This window comes from Nocardiopsis tropica (assembly GCF_042660575.1).
Taxonomy (GTDB): Bacteria; Actinomycetota; Actinomycetes; order Streptosporangiales; family Streptosporangiaceae; genus Nocardiopsis; species Nocardiopsis tropica.
Genome location: NZ_JBHSUF010000002.1, coordinates 529,806 through 550,348 on the forward strand (window position 1 = coordinate 529,806; position 20,543 = coordinate 550,348).

21 protein-coding genes are annotated in these 20,543 nt (G+C 73.5%); 7 read left to right on the top strand and 14 right to left on the bottom strand.

Annotated features, from left to right (window positions below):
• Window positions 1-12 precede the first annotated feature (12 nt).
• Window positions 13-645 (top strand): FMN-dependent NADH-azoreductase, encoded by a 633-nt coding sequence (locus ACFQBR_RS05330; protein ID WP_344175857.1) that lies wholly within the window; start codon window positions 13-15, stop codon window positions 643-645.
• Between the two features lie 290 nt (window positions 646-935).
• On the opposite strand, the gene ACFQBR_RS05335 is transcribed toward ACFQBR_RS05330, so the two are convergent.
• Complete coding sequence (locus tag ACFQBR_RS05335; RefSeq protein WP_344175859.1) at window positions 936-1,565, bottom strand: CGNR zinc finger domain-containing protein; 630 nt, start codon at window positions 1,563-1,565, stop codon at window positions 936-938.
• 119 nt (window positions 1,566-1,684) lie between these two features.
• On the opposite strand from ACFQBR_RS05335, the gene ACFQBR_RS05340 reads away from it, so the two are divergent.
• Complete coding sequence (locus ACFQBR_RS05340) at window positions 1,685-2,428, top strand: metallophosphoesterase (protein ID WP_267950006.1); 744 nt, start codon at window positions 1,685-1,687, stop codon at window positions 2,426-2,428.
• A 153-nt stretch (window positions 2,429-2,581) separates the two neighbouring features.
• Here the strand turns inward: ACFQBR_RS05340 and corA are convergent, their stop codons facing one another.
• The 4 genes from corA to ACFQBR_RS05360 form a co-directional block, all read right to left on the bottom strand.
• Window positions 2,582-3,556 (bottom strand): magnesium/cobalt transporter CorA, encoded by a 975-nt coding sequence (gene corA / locus ACFQBR_RS05345; protein ID WP_330157894.1) that lies wholly within the window; start codon window positions 3,554-3,556, stop codon window positions 2,582-2,584.
• Between the two features lie 213 nt (window positions 3,557-3,769).
• Window positions 3,770-4,669 carry an SDR family NAD(P)-dependent oxidoreductase gene (locus tag ACFQBR_RS05350; RefSeq protein ID WP_344175861.1) on the bottom strand — a complete coding sequence of 300 codons (900 nt, stop codon included), beginning with the start codon at window positions 4,667-4,669 and terminating at the stop codon, window positions 3,770-3,772.
• Between the two features lie 118 nt (window positions 4,670-4,787).
• On the bottom strand, window positions 4,788-5,684 hold the full coding sequence (locus ACFQBR_RS05355) for a LysR family transcriptional regulator (RefSeq protein WP_344175864.1): 897 nt from the start codon (window positions 5,682-5,684) through the stop codon (window positions 4,788-4,790).
• A 203-nt stretch (window positions 5,685-5,887) separates the two neighbouring features.
• Complete coding sequence (locus ACFQBR_RS05360) at window positions 5,888-6,694, bottom strand: thioesterase family protein (RefSeq protein WP_344175866.1); 807 nt, start codon at window positions 6,692-6,694, stop codon at window positions 5,888-5,890.
• Between the two features lie 149 nt (window positions 6,695-6,843).
• On the opposite strand from ACFQBR_RS05360, the gene ACFQBR_RS05365 reads away from it, so the two are divergent.
• The gene (locus tag ACFQBR_RS05365; protein WP_344175868.1) at window positions 6,844-7,620 is read left to right on the top strand and encodes a MerR family transcriptional regulator; all 777 of its coding nucleotides are present in this window, start codon (window positions 6,844-6,846) and stop codon (window positions 7,618-7,620) included.
• Window positions 7,621-7,831: 211 nt separating this feature from the next.
• Here ACFQBR_RS05365 and ACFQBR_RS05370 read toward each other — a convergent pair whose 3' ends face one another.
• The 5 genes from ACFQBR_RS05370 to ACFQBR_RS05390 all read right to left on the bottom strand — a co-directional run bounded on the left by ACFQBR_RS05370 (window position 7,832) and on the right by ACFQBR_RS05390 (window position 14,421).
• Window positions 7,832-9,427: a hypothetical protein gene (locus tag ACFQBR_RS05370; RefSeq protein ID WP_344175870.1), complete on the bottom strand. Its 1,596-nt coding sequence runs from the start codon at window positions 9,425-9,427 to the stop codon at window positions 7,832-7,834.
• Window positions 9,424-10,179 (bottom strand): ABC transporter ATP-binding protein, encoded by a 756-nt coding sequence (locus ACFQBR_RS05375; RefSeq protein WP_344175873.1) that lies wholly within the window; start codon window positions 10,177-10,179, stop codon window positions 9,424-9,426. Before ACFQBR_RS05375 ends, ACFQBR_RS05370 begins: the two co-directional genes overlap by 4 nt.
• Window positions 10,180-10,188: 9 nt before the next feature.
• Window positions 10,189-11,067: an alpha/beta fold hydrolase gene (locus tag ACFQBR_RS05380; RefSeq protein WP_344175875.1), complete on the bottom strand. Its 879-nt coding sequence runs from the start codon at window positions 11,065-11,067 to the stop codon at window positions 10,189-10,191.
• Window positions 11,068-11,070: 3 nt separating this feature from the next.
• Window positions 11,071-13,743, bottom strand: coding sequence for a helix-turn-helix transcriptional regulator (locus ACFQBR_RS05385; protein ID WP_344175877.1), 2,673 nt, complete (start codon window positions 13,741-13,743; stop codon window positions 11,071-11,073).
• Between the two features lie 183 nt (window positions 13,744-13,926).
• On the bottom strand, window positions 13,927-14,421 hold the full coding sequence (locus tag ACFQBR_RS05390; RefSeq protein ID WP_344175879.1) for a hypothetical protein: 495 nt from the start codon (window positions 14,419-14,421) through the stop codon (window positions 13,927-13,929).
• A 191-nt stretch (window positions 14,422-14,612) separates the two neighbouring features.
• Between ACFQBR_RS05390 and ACFQBR_RS05395 the strand changes: the two genes are divergently transcribed.
• From ACFQBR_RS05395 to ACFQBR_RS05405, 3 genes are all read left to right on the top strand, one after another.
• Entirely contained in the window at window positions 14,613-15,539 is a 927-nt protein-coding gene (locus tag ACFQBR_RS05395; protein WP_344175881.1) for an MBL fold metallo-hydrolase, read from the top strand.
• 325 nt (window positions 15,540-15,864) lie between these two features.
• The gene (locus ACFQBR_RS05400; RefSeq protein ID WP_378552235.1) at window positions 15,865-17,031 is read left to right on the top strand and encodes a DUF2716 domain-containing protein; all 1,167 of its coding nucleotides are present in this window, start codon (window positions 15,865-15,867) and stop codon (window positions 17,029-17,031) included.
• 90 nt (window positions 17,032-17,121) lie between these two features.
• Entirely contained in the window at window positions 17,122-17,664 is a 543-nt protein-coding gene (locus tag ACFQBR_RS05405) for an NUDIX domain-containing protein (protein ID WP_344175884.1), read from the top strand.
• A 39-nt stretch (window positions 17,665-17,703) separates the two neighbouring features.
• Here the strand turns inward: ACFQBR_RS05405 and ACFQBR_RS05410 are convergent, their stop codons facing one another.
• The 3 genes from ACFQBR_RS05410 to ACFQBR_RS05420 are packed head-to-tail and all read right to left on the bottom strand — an operon-like array spanning window position 17,704 to window position 18,767.
• On the bottom strand, window positions 17,704-17,949 hold the full coding sequence (locus tag ACFQBR_RS05410; RefSeq protein WP_344175886.1) for a DUF397 domain-containing protein: 246 nt from the start codon (window positions 17,947-17,949) through the stop codon (window positions 17,704-17,706).
• Complete coding sequence (locus tag ACFQBR_RS05415; RefSeq protein WP_344175940.1) at window positions 17,946-18,245, bottom strand: Scr1 family TA system antitoxin-like transcriptional regulator; 300 nt, start codon at window positions 18,243-18,245, stop codon at window positions 17,946-17,948. Before ACFQBR_RS05415 ends, ACFQBR_RS05410 begins: the two co-directional genes overlap by 4 nt.
• A 24-nt stretch (window positions 18,246-18,269) precedes the next feature.
• On the bottom strand, window positions 18,270-18,767 hold the full coding sequence (locus ACFQBR_RS05420) for a hypothetical protein (protein WP_344175888.1): 498 nt from the start codon (window positions 18,765-18,767) through the stop codon (window positions 18,270-18,272).
• A gap of 130 nt (window positions 18,768-18,897) precedes the next feature.
• On the opposite strand from ACFQBR_RS05420, the gene ACFQBR_RS05425 reads away from it, so the two are divergent.
• Window positions 18,898-19,461, top strand: coding sequence for a hypothetical protein (locus ACFQBR_RS05425; RefSeq protein WP_344175890.1), 564 nt, complete (start codon window positions 18,898-18,900; stop codon window positions 19,459-19,461).
• A 65-nt stretch (window positions 19,462-19,526) separates the two neighbouring features.
• On the opposite strand, the gene ACFQBR_RS05430 is transcribed toward ACFQBR_RS05425, so the two are convergent.
• On the bottom strand, window positions 19,527-20,519 hold the full coding sequence (locus tag ACFQBR_RS05430; RefSeq protein ID WP_344175891.1) for a GNAT family N-acetyltransferase: 993 nt from the start codon (window positions 20,517-20,519) through the stop codon (window positions 19,527-19,529).
• Window positions 20,520-20,543 lie beyond the last annotated feature (24 nt).

A 20,543-nucleotide genomic window follows, 5' to 3' on the forward strand; every position in this document is an offset into this window, starting at 1 on the left:
GAAACGGACCCCATGAACCTGTTCCGACTGGACGCCAGCATCCTCCCGAGCACCTCCGTGAGCTCCGAGATCGCCGACCGCGCCGAGGCCGAGTGGACCGCCGCCAACCCCGGGGGCACCGTGACCCGCCGCCACCTGGGCACCGACCCGCTGCCCTCCGACGCCTGGACCCTGGCCACCACGGCCGGCTTCGCGGCCGAGCCCGACCGCACCCCGGCCCAGCGCGGGGCGCTCGACCTGGCCGCGGCGCTGGGCGCCGAACTGGAGGGCGCCGACGCCGTGATCCTGGCCGTGCCGCTCTACAACTTCGGCGTCTCCCAACACTTCAAGGCCTGGTCGGACCTGGTGATCGCGGGCGTGGGCGCCACCACCCCGCTGCTCAAGGGCACCCCGACCCTGCTGGTCACCACCCTCGGCGGCGGCTACGGACCGGGCACGCCCCGGGAGGGCTGGGACCACTCCACCCCCTACCTGGAGCGCGTCGTGGGCGACATCTGGCAGGCCGAGCTGACCCTGGTCAAGTGCGAGCTCACCCTCGCCGCCACGACGCCGGCGATGGAGGGGCTGAGGGAGATGGCCGCGCAGCAGCGCGCCGAGGCCCTGGACGCAGCCCGTGACGCCGGGCGCGCGCTCGCCCGGGCCTGAACCGGTGGAGCCGCTGTCCGCGGACAGGGTCACGCGGACAGCGGCTCGGCGGACGCGCCGTTTCGGGGGCTCTGGCCGGGCGGCGGACAGCGGCTCCACCGACGCGGCCCGCACGGACGCGGGCGTACCCGGTCGGCCGCGCCCCGCGCGATCGCGGCCGAGGCCACTGCTCCGCCACCCGCCGCACCGGTGGCGACCGCCCCGCTCCGGACGAGGACGTGTACGGCGCACCGGAGGCCGGGGCGGGCGGGTTCGTCCTCGAAGGCCCGGCCCGAGGCCCCGGTGGAGCCCTAGGACTCCACGACGCTCCGGAGCGGCCGGGCCGCGGAGCGGGCCAGGACCTGGCGCTCGTAGTGGCGGGCGGCCCTGGCCCGGTTGCCGCAGGCGGTCCCGCACCACTGCTGGCGGCCGTGGGACTGCACGAAGTAGCGCACGCAGCGCGGTGCGGTGCAGGCGCGCAGCCGCTCCCGGTCGGGCCCGTGCAGGAGGGCGATGGCGGAGCGGGCCATCGCCGCCACCACCCGTGTGTCACAGGCTCCCCCGCCGGACCGGAGTTCGACCACGGGCACGTCGCCCTCGTCCCAGCGCAGCCGCGGCACGACGGGCTCCCTGGAGGCCGCGGAGTTGAGCCGCTCCAGGGCCTGCTCGGCGGGCAGGAGCCGGTGGGCGTCGGCGGGACTGGGCGGCCCCGGGCGCACGGCCCGGGCGAGCAGCGCCCTGACGGCGCCGCGCAGCGCCAGGACCTGGTCCCGCAGGTCCTCGTCGGCGCCGGAGCCGAGGACCTGCGCTCCGGGCAGGAGGTCCGCCACCGACGCCAGCCAGCGCGCGGTGTCCGGAACGGTGTCCAGGTCGTCCGCGACGCCCCCCGAGCCGTCGTGGCGGATCGTGCTGGCCAGTTCGAGCGCCAGATGGCGTTGCATGGATTCCCCGTCCTCGTCCCGTTTGCCCGTCGCCTTGCCCACGAGCTAACGTTCTAACGCTTAAGGCTAACTTATCCGTTAGAAGTGCGGGGCGGGAACGTGCCCGCGAGAGGACGACCATGACGGTTCTGCTCGCCCACATCAGTGACCTGCACCTGGACGGGACCGACCGCGCCACCGAGCGCGCCACCCGGACGGTGGACTACCTGCGCGGACTCTCCCAGGCCCCCGACGCCCTCCTGGTCAGCGGCGACATCGCCGACCACGGCGCACGCGAGGAGTACGCGGAGGCGGCCGGCCTGCTGGACCTGCCCTTCCCGGTGCTGAGCTGCCCGGGCAACCACGACGACCGTGCGGCCTACCGCGAGGTGCTGCTGGGGGAACCCGCATCGGGCGAACCCGTCAACCGGGTGCACCACGTGGCGGGCGCGGCCGTGCTGGCCTGCGACTCCACGGTCCCCGGCGAGGACGGCGGCCACCTCGACGCGGCCACCCTGGTCTGGATCAACGACACGCTGAACGAGCTGCCCGGCGACACCCCCGCGCTGCTGGCCCTGCACCACCCGCCGGTGCGCGTCCACCACCCGCTGCCCGACTCCATGCGCCTGGACAACGCCGACGACCTCGCCGGGCTCCTGGCCGCCCATCCTCGGGTGGCCGGGATCCTGGTCGGGCACGCGCACACCGGCGGGGCGACGACCTTCGCCGGACGGCCCCTGCTGCTGGCGCCCGGGGTGACGTGGACCCTGCGCATGCCGTGGGAGGGCGAGCCCGCCTTCAACCGCGACCAGCCGCCCGGCGTGGCCTTCCACGTCCTGGAGGAGGACCACCGGCTGACCACCCACTTCCGCGCGGTGGTCTGAACGCACGGCCGCACGGTGGGCCCGGCCCCGACGGGGCAGGGCCGGGCGGCCCTCGCGGGAACCGCCCCCTCGCCCCGGCGGAAGCGCGCGCGGCCGGGGACGCCCGACGGAGCCCGGCTCCGGCGGAGGCGCGCCCCGGCCGCGCGCCGTCCCCTACAACCAGCCGTTCTTGCGGAGCTGGCGGTACGCCAGCGCCGAGGCCCCGACCATCACGCCCATGATGATGGGGTAGCCGAAGAGCCAGTGCAGCTCGGGCATGTGGTCGAAGTTCATCCCGTAGAACCCCGCGATCATGGTGGGGATCGCGATGACGGCCGCCCAGGAGGAGATCTTGCGGACGTCCTCGTTCTGCTGCTTGCCCAGGAGGGCCAGGTGCGCGGTGAGCGCGCTGGTGAGCAGTTCGTTGTGGTCGTCCACCTGGTCGTCCACCCGCAGCAGGTGGTCCAGGACGTCGCGGAAGTACTCCTTGGTCTCCTCGAACCGGGGGATCCTCCCCTTGGAGACCTCCTCCAGGACCGGGATGAGCGGGCTCTCGGCGCTCCGGAACTCCAGGACCTCGCGTTTGAGGTGGTGGATGTCCTCGGTGACGTCGCCGCCGCGCGGCTGGAAGACCGCCCGCTCCAGTTCGATGATGTCGGACTCGATCTGGTGGACCACCGTGCCGTAGTGGTCGACGACCTCGTCGCACACGCCGTACAGCACGGCGGCAGGTCCCGCCGACAGCAGTTCGGGGTCGGCCTCCAGGCGTGCGCGGACCCTGCCCAGGGGGTTCCCCGTGCCGTGCCGGACGCTGACGACGAAGTCGGCGCCGACGAACAGCATGGCCTCGCCGACCTCCACGTCGGAGGTGTCCTCGTGGTAGGCCAGCGTCTTGACCACGACGAAGACGGTGTCGTCGTAGCGCTCCAGCTTGGGACGCTGGTGGGCGGTGAGGGCGTCCTCGACCGCCAGGGGGTGGAGGGAGAGCTCCTCCTCGATGAGGGCGAACTCCTCCGGGGTGGGCTCGTGGAGCCCGATCCACACGAAGCAGTCGTCCTGGTCACGGCGGGCCTCGTCGAAGGCGTCGCTGATGTCGCCGTCGATGTCCTGCCGCCGACCGGCGTGGTAGATCGCCTTGTCTATGATCACGGAGCCCAATTATGGGTGCATTGTCGCGCTCCCAGGACCGGTTCCGGGCCGCGGAACCCGCGCCCCCGCACGGGATGCCGGGGCGGTGCGGAGGCGCGCCGCCGAAGGGCGGCCGGGCGCCCGGCGCCGGACCGTCCCGGCGCGGTGAAGCCCCCGGCCTGCCCGCGCTGCCGCACCCGCCCTCGGTGGGGCGACAGACCTCTGCGCGGCTGCTCACCGGTTGCTCGTCCTGGTGCCGGGCGTCCGGGAGTTCCCCACGCCGAGCCGGCCATCGCCCCTTTCCGGCTCCTCCTGTCCGTCCCCCGAAGGAGACCGGTGGCCGGGGTCGAAGACGCGCGCCATCATCAGGGCGTTCAGGCGTCGGCTCATGAACCGGCTCATGAAGACGCTGAGCCGGTTGAGGCGCCCGTCGATGACGGTCGGACCGGGGCTGCGGCGCTCGAGGTGGCGCAGCGCGGTGGTGACGACGTCCTCGGGCGTGCGCAGCTTCCCGGCGGTCAGCACTTCGGCATCCGGCCCCATCCCGGTGGTGAAGTCGGTGGCGGTGGCGCCGGGCGAGACCGCGAACGCGGTGAGGCCGGTGCCGCGCAGCTCCGTCCACAGTGATTCCGTGAAGCTGAGCACGAATGCCTTGCCGGCGCTGTAGACGGCCATCCGGGGAGACGGGAGGTAGGCGGAAACGCTGGCGAGGTTGATGACGAAGCCGTTGCCGGCGTTCACCATCTGGGGCAGGAACGCCGCGGTCAGCTGCACCGGCGCCGTCGCGTGGACGGCGATCTCGGCGGTGAGCTGTCCGGGATCCGCACCGGGGAACAGGGCGAACGAGCCGAACCCGGCACTGTTGACCAGGCTCGTGACCTGGATGCCCCGATCGGCGACCGCCCGGTGAAGTTCGTGTGCGGCGGTCGGGTGGGAGAGATCGGCCGGGATCGCCTCGATACGGGCATCTGTGGTGCGGCGCAGCTCGTCCGCCATCGATGCCAGCCGCTCGGCACGCCGGGCGACGAGCACGAGGTTCGAGCCGCGTGCGGCGAGGGCTGTGGCGAAGGCGGCTCCGATCCCGGAGCTGGCCCCGGTGATCAGAACGGTCTGTGCGCGGTAGTCAACGGTCATGTGACCAGTCAACGGGTTCGTCGGCGGCCCCGTCCAAGACCTGTTTCGCAACCCCTCATGCAGGAGCTGCATGACGGACGGGGCCGGTGAGGCCTATGAGGTCGGCAGGGCCAGAAGGTCAGGTGGGGCGGACGAGGAGCCGCTTCGCTGACTCGACGAACTCCGCGACGAGGAGGCTGGTGTCCGCGGCTCGGGTGGCGACGACGACCTGGCAGGGCTCGGCCTCGTCGACCGGAACGGCGACGAGGCCGGGGCGGAGGGTGTGGCGCAGGTCGCCGGCCGGGACGACGGCGACGGCGCTCCCCTCGGCGACGGCCTCGAGCTTGTCGCCGTAGGTGTCGGCGAGGGTGGGACCGAGCGGGGCGGGCTCGTTGTCCGGTCGGGGTTCGAGCCGCCAGAAGGCGGTCCAGTCGGCACCCGCGCCGGTGCAGCCGACGAGTGGTTCGGCGGAGATGTCGGCGGCGGTGACCGACTCCTTGCCCGCGAGGCGGTGGGACTCCGGCACGAGCAGGACCCGGGGCTCGGCGTAGAGGACCGCCAGGTCGAGGCCGTCGGCCGGGATCGGCAGAGGTGTACGGATGACCAGGGCGTCGACCTGCCGGTCGGGCAGGGCGCCGGCATCCTGCGAGCCGAGGTGGCGGGTGCGGACGTGGGCGTCGGGATGCCGGTGGCGCAGGTCGCGTACGGCGGGCGTGACGATCAGGTCGTCGGCGTACCCGATGGTGACGGTGCGCTCCGGCGCGGCGGCGCGTGCGGTGAGCACCGCCTGCTGGGCGCTGTGCACCAGCTGCTGAGCCTGGGGAAGGAACGCCGCGCCGGCTGCGGTGAGCCGGCTGCCCTGGGTGGTGCGCTCCAGCAGGCGTACGCCGAGGGCGTCCTCCAGCCGCTGGATCTGACGGCTCAGGGAGGGCTGGGCGACCCGCAGTTCCTCGGCAGCACGGGCGAAGTTCAACTGCTCGGCGACGACCGCGAAGTACCGGACCAGCCGCAGGTCCAGATCGGGAAGCGTGCTCATGCCGCACAGCTTATCCGTTATGCAATTAATGCATGACGAGGCACAAAACGGGTCTTGGACGGCCCGCTCCGGCCGCGCCGAGGGCAGACGGCTCGGCCTCCCCGGCCTCGTCGCGGGGCGCCGGCGGACCCGGTGGTCGTGGTCGGGGGCCGGGCTCGTGGCGCCGGCCCCTGACCGGTGGGAACCCGCAGGTCCCGTACCCCTCAGAGGAGCATGGCGAGCTGGCGGGCCTGGGCGACGAGGGCGCCCTCGCTGTCCCAGATCTCCATGTCCTCCTCGTGCAGGCCCCCGGAGACGTGCTTGGTGAACACCCGGCAGGCGAGCCAGCCGGGGGCGGGGCGGGCGCGCACGTGCACGCTCAGCTCGACGGTGATGGTGCTGAACTCGCCGATCTCCAGCACCGCCGGGACGGCGAAGTCCACCATGGCCGGCAGGGAGTGGACGTCGGCGGGACGCCCGTCGGCGAAGCGCATCCAGAACTCGACGTGCGGGCGCCCGTCCTTCTTCCCGTCCAGCCATCCGGGGCGCGCGGGGTAGCGGTACTCGACGCTGTGGGCGATGGTCAGGCCCTCGGGCGCGTCGAACTCCGCGGGCACCGGGCACTCCTCCGGCGCGGGGAGCGGCGGCGGCCCCTCCAGGTGCAGGACGCGCCCCTCCGCCGTCAGGTCGCCGTAGGTGGCCGTGGCGCGCAGGACCTCCTTGCCGCCCTGCTCCAGAACGACCTGGCCGGTGGCGGTGCGGCGGCCCTCGCGGATGGTCTCGGTGCGGACCTCGGCCCCGCCCGGGGCGGCGGGGCGCAGGAAGAACGCGGAGACCACGAGGGGGTCGGGCTGGCTCATCCCCTGGGCCAGCGCGTTGAGCGCCGTGCCCAGGACGTAGCCGCCGTTGGGGTGCGAGGTGAAGGTGGTCCACCCGTCGGTGAGGGTGGCGGTGAACTCGCCGTCGCTCCGCTTCTCGACGCGGGTGTCCCGGTCGAACTGGAAGCCCTCGGTGGTGTCGTCAAGGCTCATCCCCCAAGGTTACCGGCGGGTAGTAGCGCTGCGTGTGCCCGGGACCGCCCTCCCGGGCCCCTTCTCCCAGGGAAAGGGCTTGACCCTCACGCCGCGTCAACCCCTAACGTCGTGGACACGTCACCACCAGCGACGGAACAGGAAACACCATGGGCCACACCGTCGGCGAGGCCGCCCGGATCAGCGGGCAGACCGTCCGCACCCTGCACCACTACGACACCATCGGGCTCCTCGTCCCCGCCGAACGCACCGCGTCCGGCTACCGCAGCTACAGCGAGCGGGACCTGGAGCGGCTCCGGCAGATCCTCACCTACCGGGAACTGGGCTTCGGTCTGGAGCGGATCGCCGAGCTCCTCGACGACCCCTCCGCCGACACCCGCGCCCACCTGGTCCGACAGCACGCGCTGGTGACCGAGCGCATCGACCGCCTGCGCACCATGGCGCGGGCGCTGGAACGCCTGATGGAGGCCGACACCATGCAACTCGATCTCACCCCCGGCGAACGCCTCGAACTCTTCGGGGACTTCGACGTCGACGCCCGTGCCGAGGAGGCCCGCGAACGCTGGGGCGCCCGCAACCCCGAGGCGTTCGACCGGTCCGTGCGCGACGTCGGCCGCTACACCAGGGACGACTGGCTGCGGAGCCAGGCCGAGGCCGCCGAGATCTACCGGGCCCTGGCCCGCGCCATGGACGACGGGGTGCCCGCCGGCAGCGAGGCCGCCGCCGACCTGGCCGAGCGGCACCGCGACCACATCACCCGCTGGTTCTACGACTGCACCGTCGAGATCCATCGGGGGCTGGGGCAGCTGTACGCGGACGACGAGCGGTTCACCGCCACCGTCGACGCCCACGGCCAGGGGCTGAGCGTCTACCTGCGCGACGCCTTCGCCGCCAACGCCGCCCGCCGCGGTGCGGACGGGGGCTGAACACGCCGGGGAACCGTCCGGAGGCCGCACAGTCCGGTGCGGCCCCCGGGCCCGGTCGTCCGAAGGCGGTCCGCCGAGTGCCCCCGGTCGGCCGGTCGGATTCCGCCCCTGCAGGCCCGTCCCGGTCTTCCCACCTCCCGTACGCGGCTGGTGACGCGTTCGTCGACGACACACGAACAGCGAGGGCGACCGCGTCGGCGGCGCGGGCCGGTCAGCTCTTCGTCCGGGCGGCCGCGCGCAGAACCGCGGTGCCGCGGGTGGCCATCGCCTCCAGCAGGCCGGTACCGCGCTGCTGGAGCAGGCCAACGGTGAGCAGGGGTATCACGCCCACGGCGACGGCCACGAGAACCGCGGCGAGGAAGCTTCCCCACCACGGACCGCCGACGACGCCGGGCAGGACGGCGGCCAGCAGGACCACGGGGAAGATCGTCATCTGTCCACCCCTCGGATCGCCCGCCTGCTGTCCCGGGTGGATGCGATCGCGGGCGTCGGTTCCCACGGCCGGCATCAGGAGGGCGAGCAGCGGTGCCCCGGCGCAGCCCACCGCAGCCGCGGTGATGGCGCCGCCGAAGGCGGCGCCACCCAGGGGAGAGCCGGTCACGGCCCACAACACGGCCGCCAGGGCGACGGACGGCAGGCCGAATACCAGTGCCCACGCTGCCATCCGCCCGTGAACGTCGGCCTTGAGGGCACCCGGTGTGGTGAGGAGCTGCCACAGCGCCGTGCCGTCCAGGGCGTAGGTGTTGATCGCGACCATCGCACCGAACACGGCTACCGCCGGGCCTGCCAGGGGCAGTGCCCAGCTCCAGCCGGAGGAGGCGATGACGAGCGCCATCAGCAGCGGTGTCAGCCAGGCGCTGCGCAGCTCGACGCCGCGCGCCGGGTCGCGCAGCCAGGTGACCAGCTCTCGTGAGGCGACCGCGGCCACCTCCGGCGTCACGAACGGCAAGGACAGGTCGCGTCCCGGTACGCAGAGCCGCCGCGGACTCGCCGGGCGAGGCGGCCGGCGCAGGGCGCGTACCGTCAGCGCGATCCAACACAGCTGCAACAGGGCACCCACGGTCAGCAGTGCCGCCAGAGGCAGCAGGACCGGTCCCGTCCCGGCGCCGTCGCGGGCGGCGAGCGCCGCGCTGTACCCCCAGCCGGTGGGCGCTGCGGCGAGCACGTCGATCATCGGCCCGGGCAGTCGCTCGGTCGCGGGGGCGACCAGAGTTGTGTCCCCCTCGCCGAGACGCGGCAGCAGCCAGGCCGCGACCGGCACCCATCCGGCGAACGACAGCGCGAGCATGAGCGCGGTCTGCACGGCGGCCAGCGTCATCCCGACCCGGGTCCGCAGCAGCCAGGCGGCCAGTGCCGCCACCGTCCTGCCCGCCCAGACGAGCAGGTACAGCTGAGCGGCCACCGCAGCCACGGCGACCACCACCGCCGCCGCGCCGCCCGGCGCGGCCAGCACCACCAGCGACGACAGGCACGCCAGCGTGACCAGCGGGCCGACGCCCAGCAGTTCTGTCCACGACAGTGCACGTGCCAGCCGCCACGGCCGGAGCGGATATCCGCGCAACCACTCGTGGGAGATGACCGACGGCTCATGGCGGGGCTGGGCCAGCGGCCCGAACAGCCACATGCCGCCCCACACCGTGAGCGCCACGGCGATCCAGCCCTCGTGGATCACGCCATGGGTGGCCGAGGACGCGCCCGCGATCACCAGGGCGGCCAGAATCAGTCCGGTGACCAGGCTGAAAACGCGCTCGTCGTGCGGGCCGTTGCGGAACAGGCGCAGCTTGAGCGCGAACAAGGCGCGCGTCATGACAGCCATTCCAGCGGGCGCACCGGATCTGCGCCCACCAGCTCGACGAACCGCTCGTTCAGCGTCGAGTCCCCGGCCACTCGCTCCACCGGCCCCTCGACCAGCACCCGGCCACCGACCACCACCGCGACCCGCCGGCAATTGCGCTCGACGAAGTCCATGATGTGGCTCGACAGGACCACCGTGCCGCCGGCGTCGACGTACTGCTTGAGCACATGCTCGATGGAGCGGGCAGAGACCGGGTCGATCGCCTCGAACGGCTCGTCCAGTACGAGTACCCGGGGCCGGTGCAGCAGTGCCAGAGCAAGACCGATCTTCTTGCGCATACCTGTGGAGTACTCCACGATCAGCGTGCGTGGAACCGCGTCGAGTCCGAGGATCTCCAGCAGGTCGCCCGCCCGCGCCCGCCAGCCGTCGTCCAGGCCGCGCAGCCCCGCGCTGTAGCGCAGGATCTCGGCGGCGGTCAGTCGCTCGGGCAAGGACAACCCGTCCATCATGACGCCGAGCTGCGCGAGCGCGGCCTCCCTCGCGGTGCGCAGATCATGACCGGCGACCCTGACCGTGCCTGCGGTCGGACGGCGCAGCCCGCACACAGCCGTCAGGATGGTGGTCTTACCGGCGCCGTTTGGCCCCACGATGCCGTAGAACATCCCCGGCGGGATGCTCAGGCTGAGCCGGTCGACGGCGAGCGCGGTGCTGAAGCGCTGAGTCAGGTCCGCCACCTCGATGGCGGGGACGCAGGGGTTCTGCAACAGACTTCCTCACTCGGCCGTGTGCGTGAGGATCGCGTCGGCCAGTTCCTGGTGGGTCTCCAGTGGCAGCGTGTGCCCCATGCCCGCCACGGTCATCAGCCGGGCCCCCGGGATCTGCTCGGCGATGAACGCGCCGTGACCCGGTTTGACCGGCTCGTGGCTGCCCTCGACGACCAGCGTGGGCGCCTGCACCCGGTGCAGCGCGTCCACCGGCTCGAAGTCGGGGCCGGCCCCCGCGGCCAGCCGGTGGTTGGCCGCCGCCGACAGGTCGCGCGCCCGGTCGTAGACGCGTTCCTGAAGCCGGCGCGCCGCGTCCTCGTCGAACGGCAGTCCGGTGCCGTGCAGCACGCGCTGCTCGGCGATCATGCCGTCGATCAGGGTGCGGCGGTCCTGGGCGGGCGGGGAGGCCATCAGCGTGCGGAAGAATTCCACGAACTCCGGCTCCGGCGCCGGCAGGCTGCCCTCGGACTGCGGCTGACCGGTCAGCGCCCGCACGAGCACCTGGCTCTCGCCGCCGCCGAGCGGCGAGGAGGCGATGACGGTCAGCGACCGCACCCGCTCCGGCGCCTCCACGGCGATGAGCTGACTGAGCAGCCCGCCCGCCGAATGGCCCACCAGGTGGGCACTCTCCAGGCCGTGGGCCGCCAGCACGCGGTAGACGTCGTTCTTGATGTCGTTCCAGGTGTACGGCGCGGTCGCAAAGTCGACGGTGCCCGACATACCGGTGTCACGGTGGTCGTACCGGATCACCCGGCGGCCTCCGGCGGCCAGGCGGCCGACGAACTCGTCCGGCCACAGGATGCCCTGCGACATCGAACCCATGATCAACAGGATCGGCGCGTCCGTCTCGGCGCCGAACCCCTCACTCCAGATGGCCACGTTCTGCATGCCTCACAGCATGTCGTCCCCGGCCACGGGGGCCTTCCGTAGAACTACCAGCCGCGCCAGATCCGTACGGGAGCCGATGCCCAGCTTCGGATAGGTCTTGTACAGGTGGTACTCGACCGTACGAGGACTCAGGAAGAGCCGGGCGGCGATCTGCTTGCTCGACAACCCGTCGGCGACCAGGCCCGCGATGCGCAGTTCCTGCGGGGTCAGCGCGTCGAGCACGCCGGGGGACGGGGCGCTGCCGTACTCGCCCGCCGCCCGCAGCTCCTCCTGTGCGCGCCGCGCCCATGGCCGGGCGCCGGCCTGCTCGAACACCTCCCACGCCGTCCGCAGGTGCGCTCGCGCCCGGCCCGGCTGCTGCGCGCGGCGCAGGCGCTCGCCCAGCAGCAGCGCCGTCCTGGCCGCCTCGAACGGGTTGGTGTGCAGCCGCAGCGCCTCCCCGAAAGCCTCCTCGTCCGCTTCGGCCAAACCCCGGCAGCGGGCCAGCAGCGCGCGCGACTCCGGCGTCACGGCGTGCTCGGTCGACCGCTCGTAGGCCGAGAGCGCGGCGCGGGCACCGGTCTCGTCGCCCGCGCCCACCGCGGCCTCGATCAGGTCAGGCATGGTCCGCCAGGCCACGGTCGGATGTCCCGCGCCCGGCCCCGCCACCGCGAGGACCCGGAAGCGGTCGCGCGCCGACGCGTAGCGGCCCAGGCACAACTCGAGCATCGCCTGCGCGTAGGAGGCCACCCCCGCGCTCAGCCCCACCCGGTGCGGCAGGGCGATGGCCAGCGCCTCACGGGCCTGCCGTTCGCAGGATTCCTCCTCGCCGCGCAGAGCCGCCAGCACCGCCAGATTGGCCAGGTGCGCGGCCACCGTGTTCTCGTACCCTGCCTCCCGCGCCAGCGCCAGGCCCTCCTCGGAGACGGCCCGGCTGTGCGCGAGCCGCCCCGCGAGGCGGTCGGCGGTCGCCACGAACCCCAGCACGACGGGAAGTTGTCCGGCCATTCCCGACACCCTGGCCACTCGCCCGGCCCGCTCGGCCATCCCGGTCGCCAGGTCCGACTCTCCCAGAGCGCTGGCCGCGGCCGTCGCCCAGAGGCAGCCCACCGCGTCGTCCAGCTCGTCGGCCCGCGCCAGTGCCCGCCGCAGCAGTCCCGGTCCGGCGGCGTCGCCGTCCAGGGTCAGCCCGATACCGGCCACCGTGTCCCGCAGGAACCCCTCGGGGTGCGCCGTCACCCGTCGGCCGAGCTCGACGACGGCGGCCGTGTCGCCGACGTGGGAGGCCGCTTCCACGGCGTCGGCCAGCATGTCCAGGCTGTCGCCCGCCGCCAGGATCCGCACGGCCTCGGCGGCGTTGCCCGAGTTCAGCTCGAACCGACCGCGGAGCCGGGTGATCTCCATCGCGAGCGTGCTGTCGCCGCCGGCCCCTTCTCGTGCCTCTGCCAGCAGCGACTCGGCCTGTCCCGGCCGACCGGCGAGCCAGGCCGAAACGGCGGCGTCCTTGAGCCGGGCGGCGCGGGCGCGTGGTTCGGGGGTCAGCTCGGCGGCCCTGGTCAGGGCGGTGGCGGCGGCGGCGTACCCGCCACGGTCGCGAGCCCGCCCGGCGACCTCCGCCAGCGCGACGGCGACCGGCTCGGCCTGGCCCAGAGCGGCTCCGGCCAGGTGCCAGGCCCTACGGTCGCCCGCGGTCAGCTCCGCCAGGGCGGCGTGCACGCGGCGGACCTCGGCCGGGGCGGCCGCCTCGTGGACCGCGGATCGCATGAGCGGGTGGCGGAAGCGCACGCCGGTGCCCGACACCCCGGCCAGCCCGCACTCCTCCAGCTCGGCGAAGGCGACCGCCACCGCCTCCGGCCCCGACGCCAGCCGCTCGGCGGCACGCAGGACCACCTCGAGGTCGGTCTCGACTGCGGCGAGCAGGGCGACCAGCCGGGCGGGGGAGGACAACCCGGCCACCCGGTCGCCGTAGAGCCGGGCGCCGCCGGGCAGCGGGTCGGGCAGCGGTTCGCGGTCGGCGAGCTGCGCGGGCGTCAGCCGGGCGGCGATCTCGACCAGGGCCAGGGGGTTCGCGCCGGTCAGCTTGATCAGTTCCCGTCGCACCGGGGCGGCCGGCAGCCCGTGCCGGGACTCCAGCAGCTCGGCCGCAGCGTCCTCGGGCAGGCCGCGCACGTCCACCGTCGACGGCACGCCCTTGACGGGGGCGTCACCGCGGACGGCGAACAACATCGCGATCCGTTCGGTGCCCAGCCGCCTGGCGGCGAACAGCAGCGCGTCGGCCGACGCACGGTCGATCCATTGGAAGTCGTCGACCACGCAGACCAGGCCCTCCGGGCCCGCCGCTTCCACCAGCAACGACAGCACGCCGGCGCCCAGGAGGAAGCGGTCGCCCGTGCCGCCGGAGTCGTGCCCCAAGGCCGCTCGCACGGCGTCGCGTTGCGGCCCGGGCAGCGCGTCGAGCAATCCGGTCACCGGCCACAGCAGCTGGTGCAGCGCCGCGAACGCCAGATCGGACTCGGACTCGACGCCGCCGGTCCGCAGCACCCCCATCCCTTCGATCCGCTCGGCCGCTGCGTCGAGCAGGGCGGTCTTGCCGGCGCCGGCCTCGCCCCGGAGCACCAGCGCCCCGCCGCGGCCGTGGCCGGCCCTGGCGATCACTTCGTCGAGCGCGCCGATTTCCACAGATCTTCCGTAAAGCACGAAGACCCACTGTAAAGGAGGGCCGTCGGAACGCGGCAGCGAGAGGTAGTGGGGCCAGCAGGCGTCGAGGCGTTCGTGGAGAAGACCGGCGGCAGGGCCGAGGTGAAGCGGCCGGTCCGTCCTGACGACCGCCCCGGCCTGGGTGCGCCAGGGCTGCGGCCACCGTTCGCGCGGTCGCCCCGGCTACCGGGGGACGGGTGTGCGAGTGCGGTGGCCGCGCAGGTCACGGGCCAGCGGCGAGGGGTGCAGGCGCCGGGTGCGGCGGAGCCGGACCAGGTCGGCCCGGCACTGGTGGGAGAGCTGGAGGTGGAAGTAGTTGACGTGCTCCAGCACAGCGAACCCCCACAGGGCCGCCCCCGGCCACACGTGCGCGCCGGACGCGCCGGTGGCCAGGGCTCCGGCGATGACGGCACCGCCCAGGGCGAACAGCGCGAGGTTGAGGCGGCCCAGCGTCCGGAAGACGCCGATCCCGGCAGGGCGGGACGCGCGGACCCTGAGCTGGTGGACCTTGAGCCACCAGTAGGCCCCGCCCTCCAGGAGCAGCAGCGCGACCAGGCCGAGCCCGGCCAGGTTGGCGGGGCTCGCGGGCATGCCCAGGACGCCGAGGGCCACCGCCGCGATCAGGACGATGTTGACGTGTTCCAGGAGGGCCGCGTGGCGCAGTCGTCGAATGAGCACGTCCCCATTGTCCTCCGGGCCGGACCCGTCTCCGCGGGCCGCGGGGGAGGGCCGGCCGCCGGATCCCGTGCCCGCCGGCCGGGGAACCGCCGGTGAACCGGCGGTTCCCCGGCACTTCTCGGTGACGACGCCGGTCCGGAGGGCTTCCCGCGCCGCTCCGACCGGAGGGGCCCTGGTTAGACTCCGCCCCCATGAAGGTCCGTCTCGGTCGCCCCGACCTCTCCCGCCGCACCGGCCTCTTCGACCTCCCGGAAGCCGGGGCCGGCCCCGGCCCCTCGGTCACCTTCCTGGGGGTCTCCACGCTCCTCGTGCGGGACAGGGACTCGGCCGTCATGACCGACGGGTTCTTCTCCCGCCCCTCGCTGACCGCCGTGGGCCTGCGGCGCATCGCCCCCGACCCCGCACGGATCGACGCCGCCCTGGCGCGGACCGGGGTGACCTCGCTCGACGCCCTGCTCCCCGTGCACACCCACTTCGACCACGCCATGGACTCGGCGGAGGTCGCCCTGCGCACCGGGGCCCGCCTGGTCGGCGGCGCGTCCACCGCCAACATCGGACGCGGCGGCGGCCTGCCCGAGGACAGGATCGTCCGCGCCGTGCCGGGCGAACCCCTGGTGTACGGCTCGTTCACCCTGACCCCGGTCGAGTCCCGCCACTGCCCGCCCGACCGCTTCCCCGGGGACATCGACGCGCCCGTCACACCCCCGGTCCGGGTCTCCGCGTACCGCTGCGGCGAGGCGTGGTCCCTCCTGCTGCGGCACACCGGCGGCGCCTCCGCGCTGATCCAGGGGAGCGCCGGGTTCGTGCCGGGCGCCCTCGCCGGGCACTCCGCCGACGTGGCCTACCTCGGCGTGGGGCAGCTGGGCAGCCGGGACGACGACTACATCCGGACCTACTGGCGGGAGACGGTCGGGGCGGTGGGGGCGCGCCGGGCCGTCCTCATCCACTGGGACGACTTCTTCCGCCCGCTCGACAAGCCCCTGCGAGCGCTACCGCGCCCCGCGGACGACCTGGACACCACCATGCGCGTCCTCGGCGGGCTCGCCGCCGAACAGGGGGTCTCCCTGCACTTCCCCACCCTGTGGCGGCGCGAGGACCCCTGGGCGGGCCTTGCCTGAGACCGCGAACGACTGCCGCTCCGGATCCCGCACCGACGCGGACCTCCGCGTCGTGGCAGGACTGTAGGATCCCGCCCATGGCCACAGGCACGACAGGGAAATCTGCCCCAACCGTCCGGCAGCACGCGGTGGACGGGGCCCGGACGTCGAGGTCCGGAGGCCCCTCCGGCGGCACGGCCGGGACCCACCGCTGAACGGGTCCGCCGGGAACAAGGCACCGGGAACGGACGCCGACGACCCCCTGGCCCTCTACGACGCCCTGGTACGCGCCCGCGTCCCGGTGCCCTCGCCGCTCGGGGCGGTCGTCGCACAGGACGGACCGCTGGTGCGCGTGCACTACGGCACCCACGGGCAGGTCGACCACCGCGACACCGCCGGGGCCGACCTGACCCGCCTCGTCCTGCGCCAGAAGGAGGAGTTCGCCAGGCGGGTCGAACCGGTCGAGTGGCGGGTGCACGCGCACGACAGCCCGGGCCTGGCCGAGGCCCTGACCGGCGCCGGTTTCACCCCCGGATGGGAGCGGTCCGTGCTGGTCGCACCGGTGGAGGACATACCGGAGGCCGACCCCCCGCCGGGTTTCCGACTGATCGAAGCCGGCATCCACCCCTCGACCCGGGCCCTCGAGATCGCCGACGCCTCAGGTCCGCACCGGACCCCGCTGCCCGAGGCGCGCGTGGACGGGTTCGACCACGCCGCCCGGACGCTGCACCTGGTGGACGAGGGGTCCCCGGACCGGTTGCGAGCGGTGGGGTGGGCCTCGGTGCTCACAGGAACACCGTTCGTGACCGTCGGCGGGATGAGTGAGCCGCACCCGGCCTTCCCCTCCCTGTGGGCACGCCGACTCGGCCCGTCCTGGCCCCGCTGGTGGGACTGGTTCAGTTCCGGAGCCCGCTTCATGCTCGCCGAGGCGGACGGCCCGCTCCGTGACGTGCTCCGGCGCTCGGGGTTCCACGAGATCACCACGGTGCGCTCCTACCACTGGGTTCCGCCTGGCACCCCCGCCACCACGCGCCCCGTCCAGATGCTCCTCTCCGATCCGGAGCACGACGACCTGTGGGACCGCTTCGACGAACGCTTCTCCTTCGCCCCCAGCGTGGAGAGATACCCGGGCATCGTCGAACCCCCGGACTCCGCCACCTGGTTCCTGGACGGTCCCGACGAGGCGATCGAGGACACGGTGCTGCGCGGCCTTCTGGACTCCGTCCTACCCGGCGAACCCCTGTACTGGTTGGACTGGAACCACCAGGGCTACCGGTTCGCCCCCGCCCGGGTGGAGGGTCCCGGCCTGCCCCGAGCTCCAGGGCAGGTTCTCCCCGACGGGGACTACTACATCTATGCGACCCGTGACCTGCGCCTGGGAACGTTCGGACATCCGTGGGAGGGCAGCCTGTGCGTGTTCGGACGCGATCTGCTCGCCCGGGTGGAGGACGCTCTCACCCAGGTTCTGGGGGAGCCGAGGCGGAGGGACGGGCGCGAGGTCGGTCACGCGTGACCTCCGGGCCCGGGTGGGGAGCATCCCGCAGGGGTACACCCACGGCGTCGCCGTCGGCGGCCACCACCCTCGTTCACCGGGAGAGCACTCGTGCGCTGGACCGTCCACTCGGAGAAGCCCCTCTACACCGACCCGTGGCTCGACGTCCGTATCGCCGACGTCGAGCTGCCCGGCGGGAAGCGGTTCGGCCACAGGCTGATCCGCACCCGGGGCGGGGCCGGGGCGGTGGTGCGGGACGGGAACGGCAACGTGCTGCTCCTGTGGCGGCACCGGTTCATCACCGACACCTGGACCTACGAGATCCCCATGGGCGGCCTGCACGAGGGAGAGGCCCCCGAGGCGGCCGCGGCCCGCGAGGTCGAGGAGGAGACGGGGTGGCGGCCCGGCCCGCTGCGGCCGCTGGTGTACGCCCAGCCCTCCCACGGGCTGATGGACAGCGAGCACCACGTGTTCGTCGCCGACGGGGCCGAACACGTGGGGGAGCCCACCGACACCTGGGAGGCGGAGCGCATCGAGTGGGTCGCCCTGGACCGGGTCCCCGCACTCGTCCGGGAGCGCAAGCTGGTCGGCGGCACGTCCATGAACGCGCTCCTGTACCTGTACGCCTGCTCCCTCGACGGCCACGAGGTCTGAGGGGTCTCGGGGCTGCGGGCCCGGCCCGGCTTCCCAGACCTAGGCAGGGAAGTCGAACTCTCCGGCGCGGACTCCCTGGGTGAAGGCCTCCCACTCCTGGCGGGTGTAGAGGATCGTCGCACCGTCGGGGAAGTGGCTGTGGCGGACCGCGACCCGGCCCGTCCCGTCGTTCAGCGGACCGACCTCGACACAGCTTCCGCCTCGGTCGGCACTGAAGCTGCTGATGTGCCACGCAGCATCCTTCAGTTCCTGGGGAGTGGCTGCCTGCGGAGTCCGCTCGGTCACTGGAGTTCCTCGCTGAGGGTCGTGATGAACTCGACCGATGCCTCGGGCGGAAGGGAGGAGTCCCACAGCCGATCGTACATTTGCATCATAGATTCGGATTCCGGGCTCTCGACGTAGAGGGCGCCTTTGGGAGTCTCCACGTAGCCGACTTCGGGATAGGGGTCCTCCATCCGATAAACGCTGAACGAACCGCTGCTCAGCGTCGCGTGGACCCCCGCCTCGTAGGCACCCCGATGGCGTCCCGCCGGGACACCGGCTCGCGCATGTCGACGCGCGAGCCGGACTTCTTGGGGGATTTTTTCTTCTTCTGGCCCACGTGGTCAGCTCTTCCGGCGGCGGTTTCCGTCGTTGTACTGGGTCCCGATGACGTCGCCGCCGGCCTTCGCGCCGCGCATGTCGACGTGGTCGCCCTGGTAGGTGTGGCGGTGGACGCCCCCCTCGATGCTCCCGGCCTGGATGAGGATGCCCTGATCCCGGACGTCGCCGTGGTGGATGTTGGTGACACCGCCCCGGATCTCCGGCTCGGGCGCGATCTCGTCCAGGAGGGCACGCAGCTCCGCGACGGCCTCGGGATCGTTCTTCAGGCGCTGGCGCAGCCGCACCTTCCACATCCCCCGCACGCTCTCGGTCAGCTCCTCGTCCTCCTCCAGGACCTCCTCGCGCGAAGTCTCCAGCTCGGCGAGGGTCGCCTCGTCGGCCTCGCCGCGGCCGAACACCCGGGCGAAACCGCCCTTCACCAGCTCCCAGCCGGTCCGGGTCATCTCCTGCACGAGGACCTTGGACCCCTCGTCGGCCAACATCGCCGGGTCGAACTCCACTGTGCGCCGCCTTTCACGTGACAGGGGCGGGAAACCCCTGCGGATAGGAGAGTCCAGCATCCCGCACGGTTCCCCGGGCGAGGGCGGAAATCCCCTCGCGCCCCGAAGGGGTCCGGGTTAGCGTGCCCGTATGGGGAGCACGCGCCGGCGGTGGCGCAGCCGGGAACTGGCCGAGGCCATGGAGCTGATCGGCGCGGAGGTCGACAGGGCCTGGTCCCGGGTGTGCGCGGTCTGGGGCGCCGAGCCGGGCAGTTCGGAGGAACAGGACCTGGCCCGGCTGGTGGCCGAGGGCCCCGACCAGTTCGAGTGGCGCGTGGTCGACGCCGCGCTCGACCGTCTGACCTGCGAGGACTGCGGCGAGAGCCTGGGGTCGGGCGAGCGCGGCTGCGCCCCCTGCGACCTGGCCGACGGGTTCCGCTACGCGGCCCGCGAGGTCGACCGCCCCGGGGTCCCGCCGGGCAACGAGCACGCCGTCCGGGTGGCCTGGTCGGTGGCGAGCCGCCCCCACCGGGTGCAGCCGCGGGCGGTGTGCGGCATGGAGCTGGGTCTGCCCCTGCTCCACACGGGGGGCCTGCCCACCAGGGAGCAGGCTCACGGCTACCGGCACATGATCGACCAGCTCACCGGGGCCGAGGTCGAACGCGTGGCCTCCCTGGAGGAGCTGGAGGCGCTCACGGCGCGCTACCGCGACTGAGCCGCCGGAACACCGCGCCGCCAGAACACCGCGCCGTCGGAACCCGGCCGCGCCGCGACCGCTCCTCACCCCTCGTGGACCAGCGACTCCTCCACGAGCAGCCGCTCGCTGACCCTCTGGTAGCCCAGGGAGCGGTTGACCGCCAGCATCGGGGCGTTCTCCCGGTTGATGGTCACCGCCATGGCCTCCACGTGCGGGAACAGGTCGTGGACGCGCAGTGCCTGGGTGGCCTTGACCCGGCTGGCCAGGCCCCGGCGCCGGTGCCCGGGCAGGACGGCCGTGTCGTGCTGGTCGGCCACCGGGCCCCGCGTCACCGTGCTCACCGTGGCGGCGACCACCTCGTCGGTGGTGCGGTCCAGCGCCGCCCCCACCACCAGGCGCGAGCCGTCGTCGGTCATCCGGTGCTCCCACTCGCGCACCTGGTCCGCGCCCCAGCTGCGCGCACCCGTCTGGAGGATCGCCCCGGGGGAGTCGAGCACGTGGTCCAGCACCCGACCGAAGGACGCCGCCAGGGCGTCGGGGGCCTCGTCCAGCCAGTGGGTGAGCCGGTATCCGGGCCTGGGCCTGGAGGCGACGCCCCAGCAGCGCCGCAGGGTCTCCTCGTCCAGGTACTGCCTCTGGAGCTCCAGGCGCAGCAGGGTGCGCAGGTAGGGGCTGCTGTTGGCGAAGGGTTCCCCCGGGGGCCCGGCCAGCACCGTGCTCTGGAGTCCCACCACGCCCAGGGAGCGCGCCTCGGCGGCGGCCGCCTCCCGCAGGGCCCGTCCCAGCCCCCGGCGGCGCGCCGCCCGGTCGACGAAGAGGCGCAGGAAGCCGAGCCTCACGTCGTGCGGCTGGCGGCGCAGTTCCGCCACCCCCTGGACCGGATCGCCCGGCGCCGCCCGGGCCGACCAGCGCCACGCCTCCCCGGCCGGTGTCCGGAGCAGCTGCCGCACCAGGGCCTCCGGTTCGGGAGCGCTGCCGGACACCTCGCTCTGCCCGTCGGCGTAGACCGAGGCCCACGCTGCCAGGTCGGCGTGCGGGGCCGTGGAGGGGTCGAGGACTTCCACCAGGGATCTCACAGTGCCACCGTGCCACACGAGTGG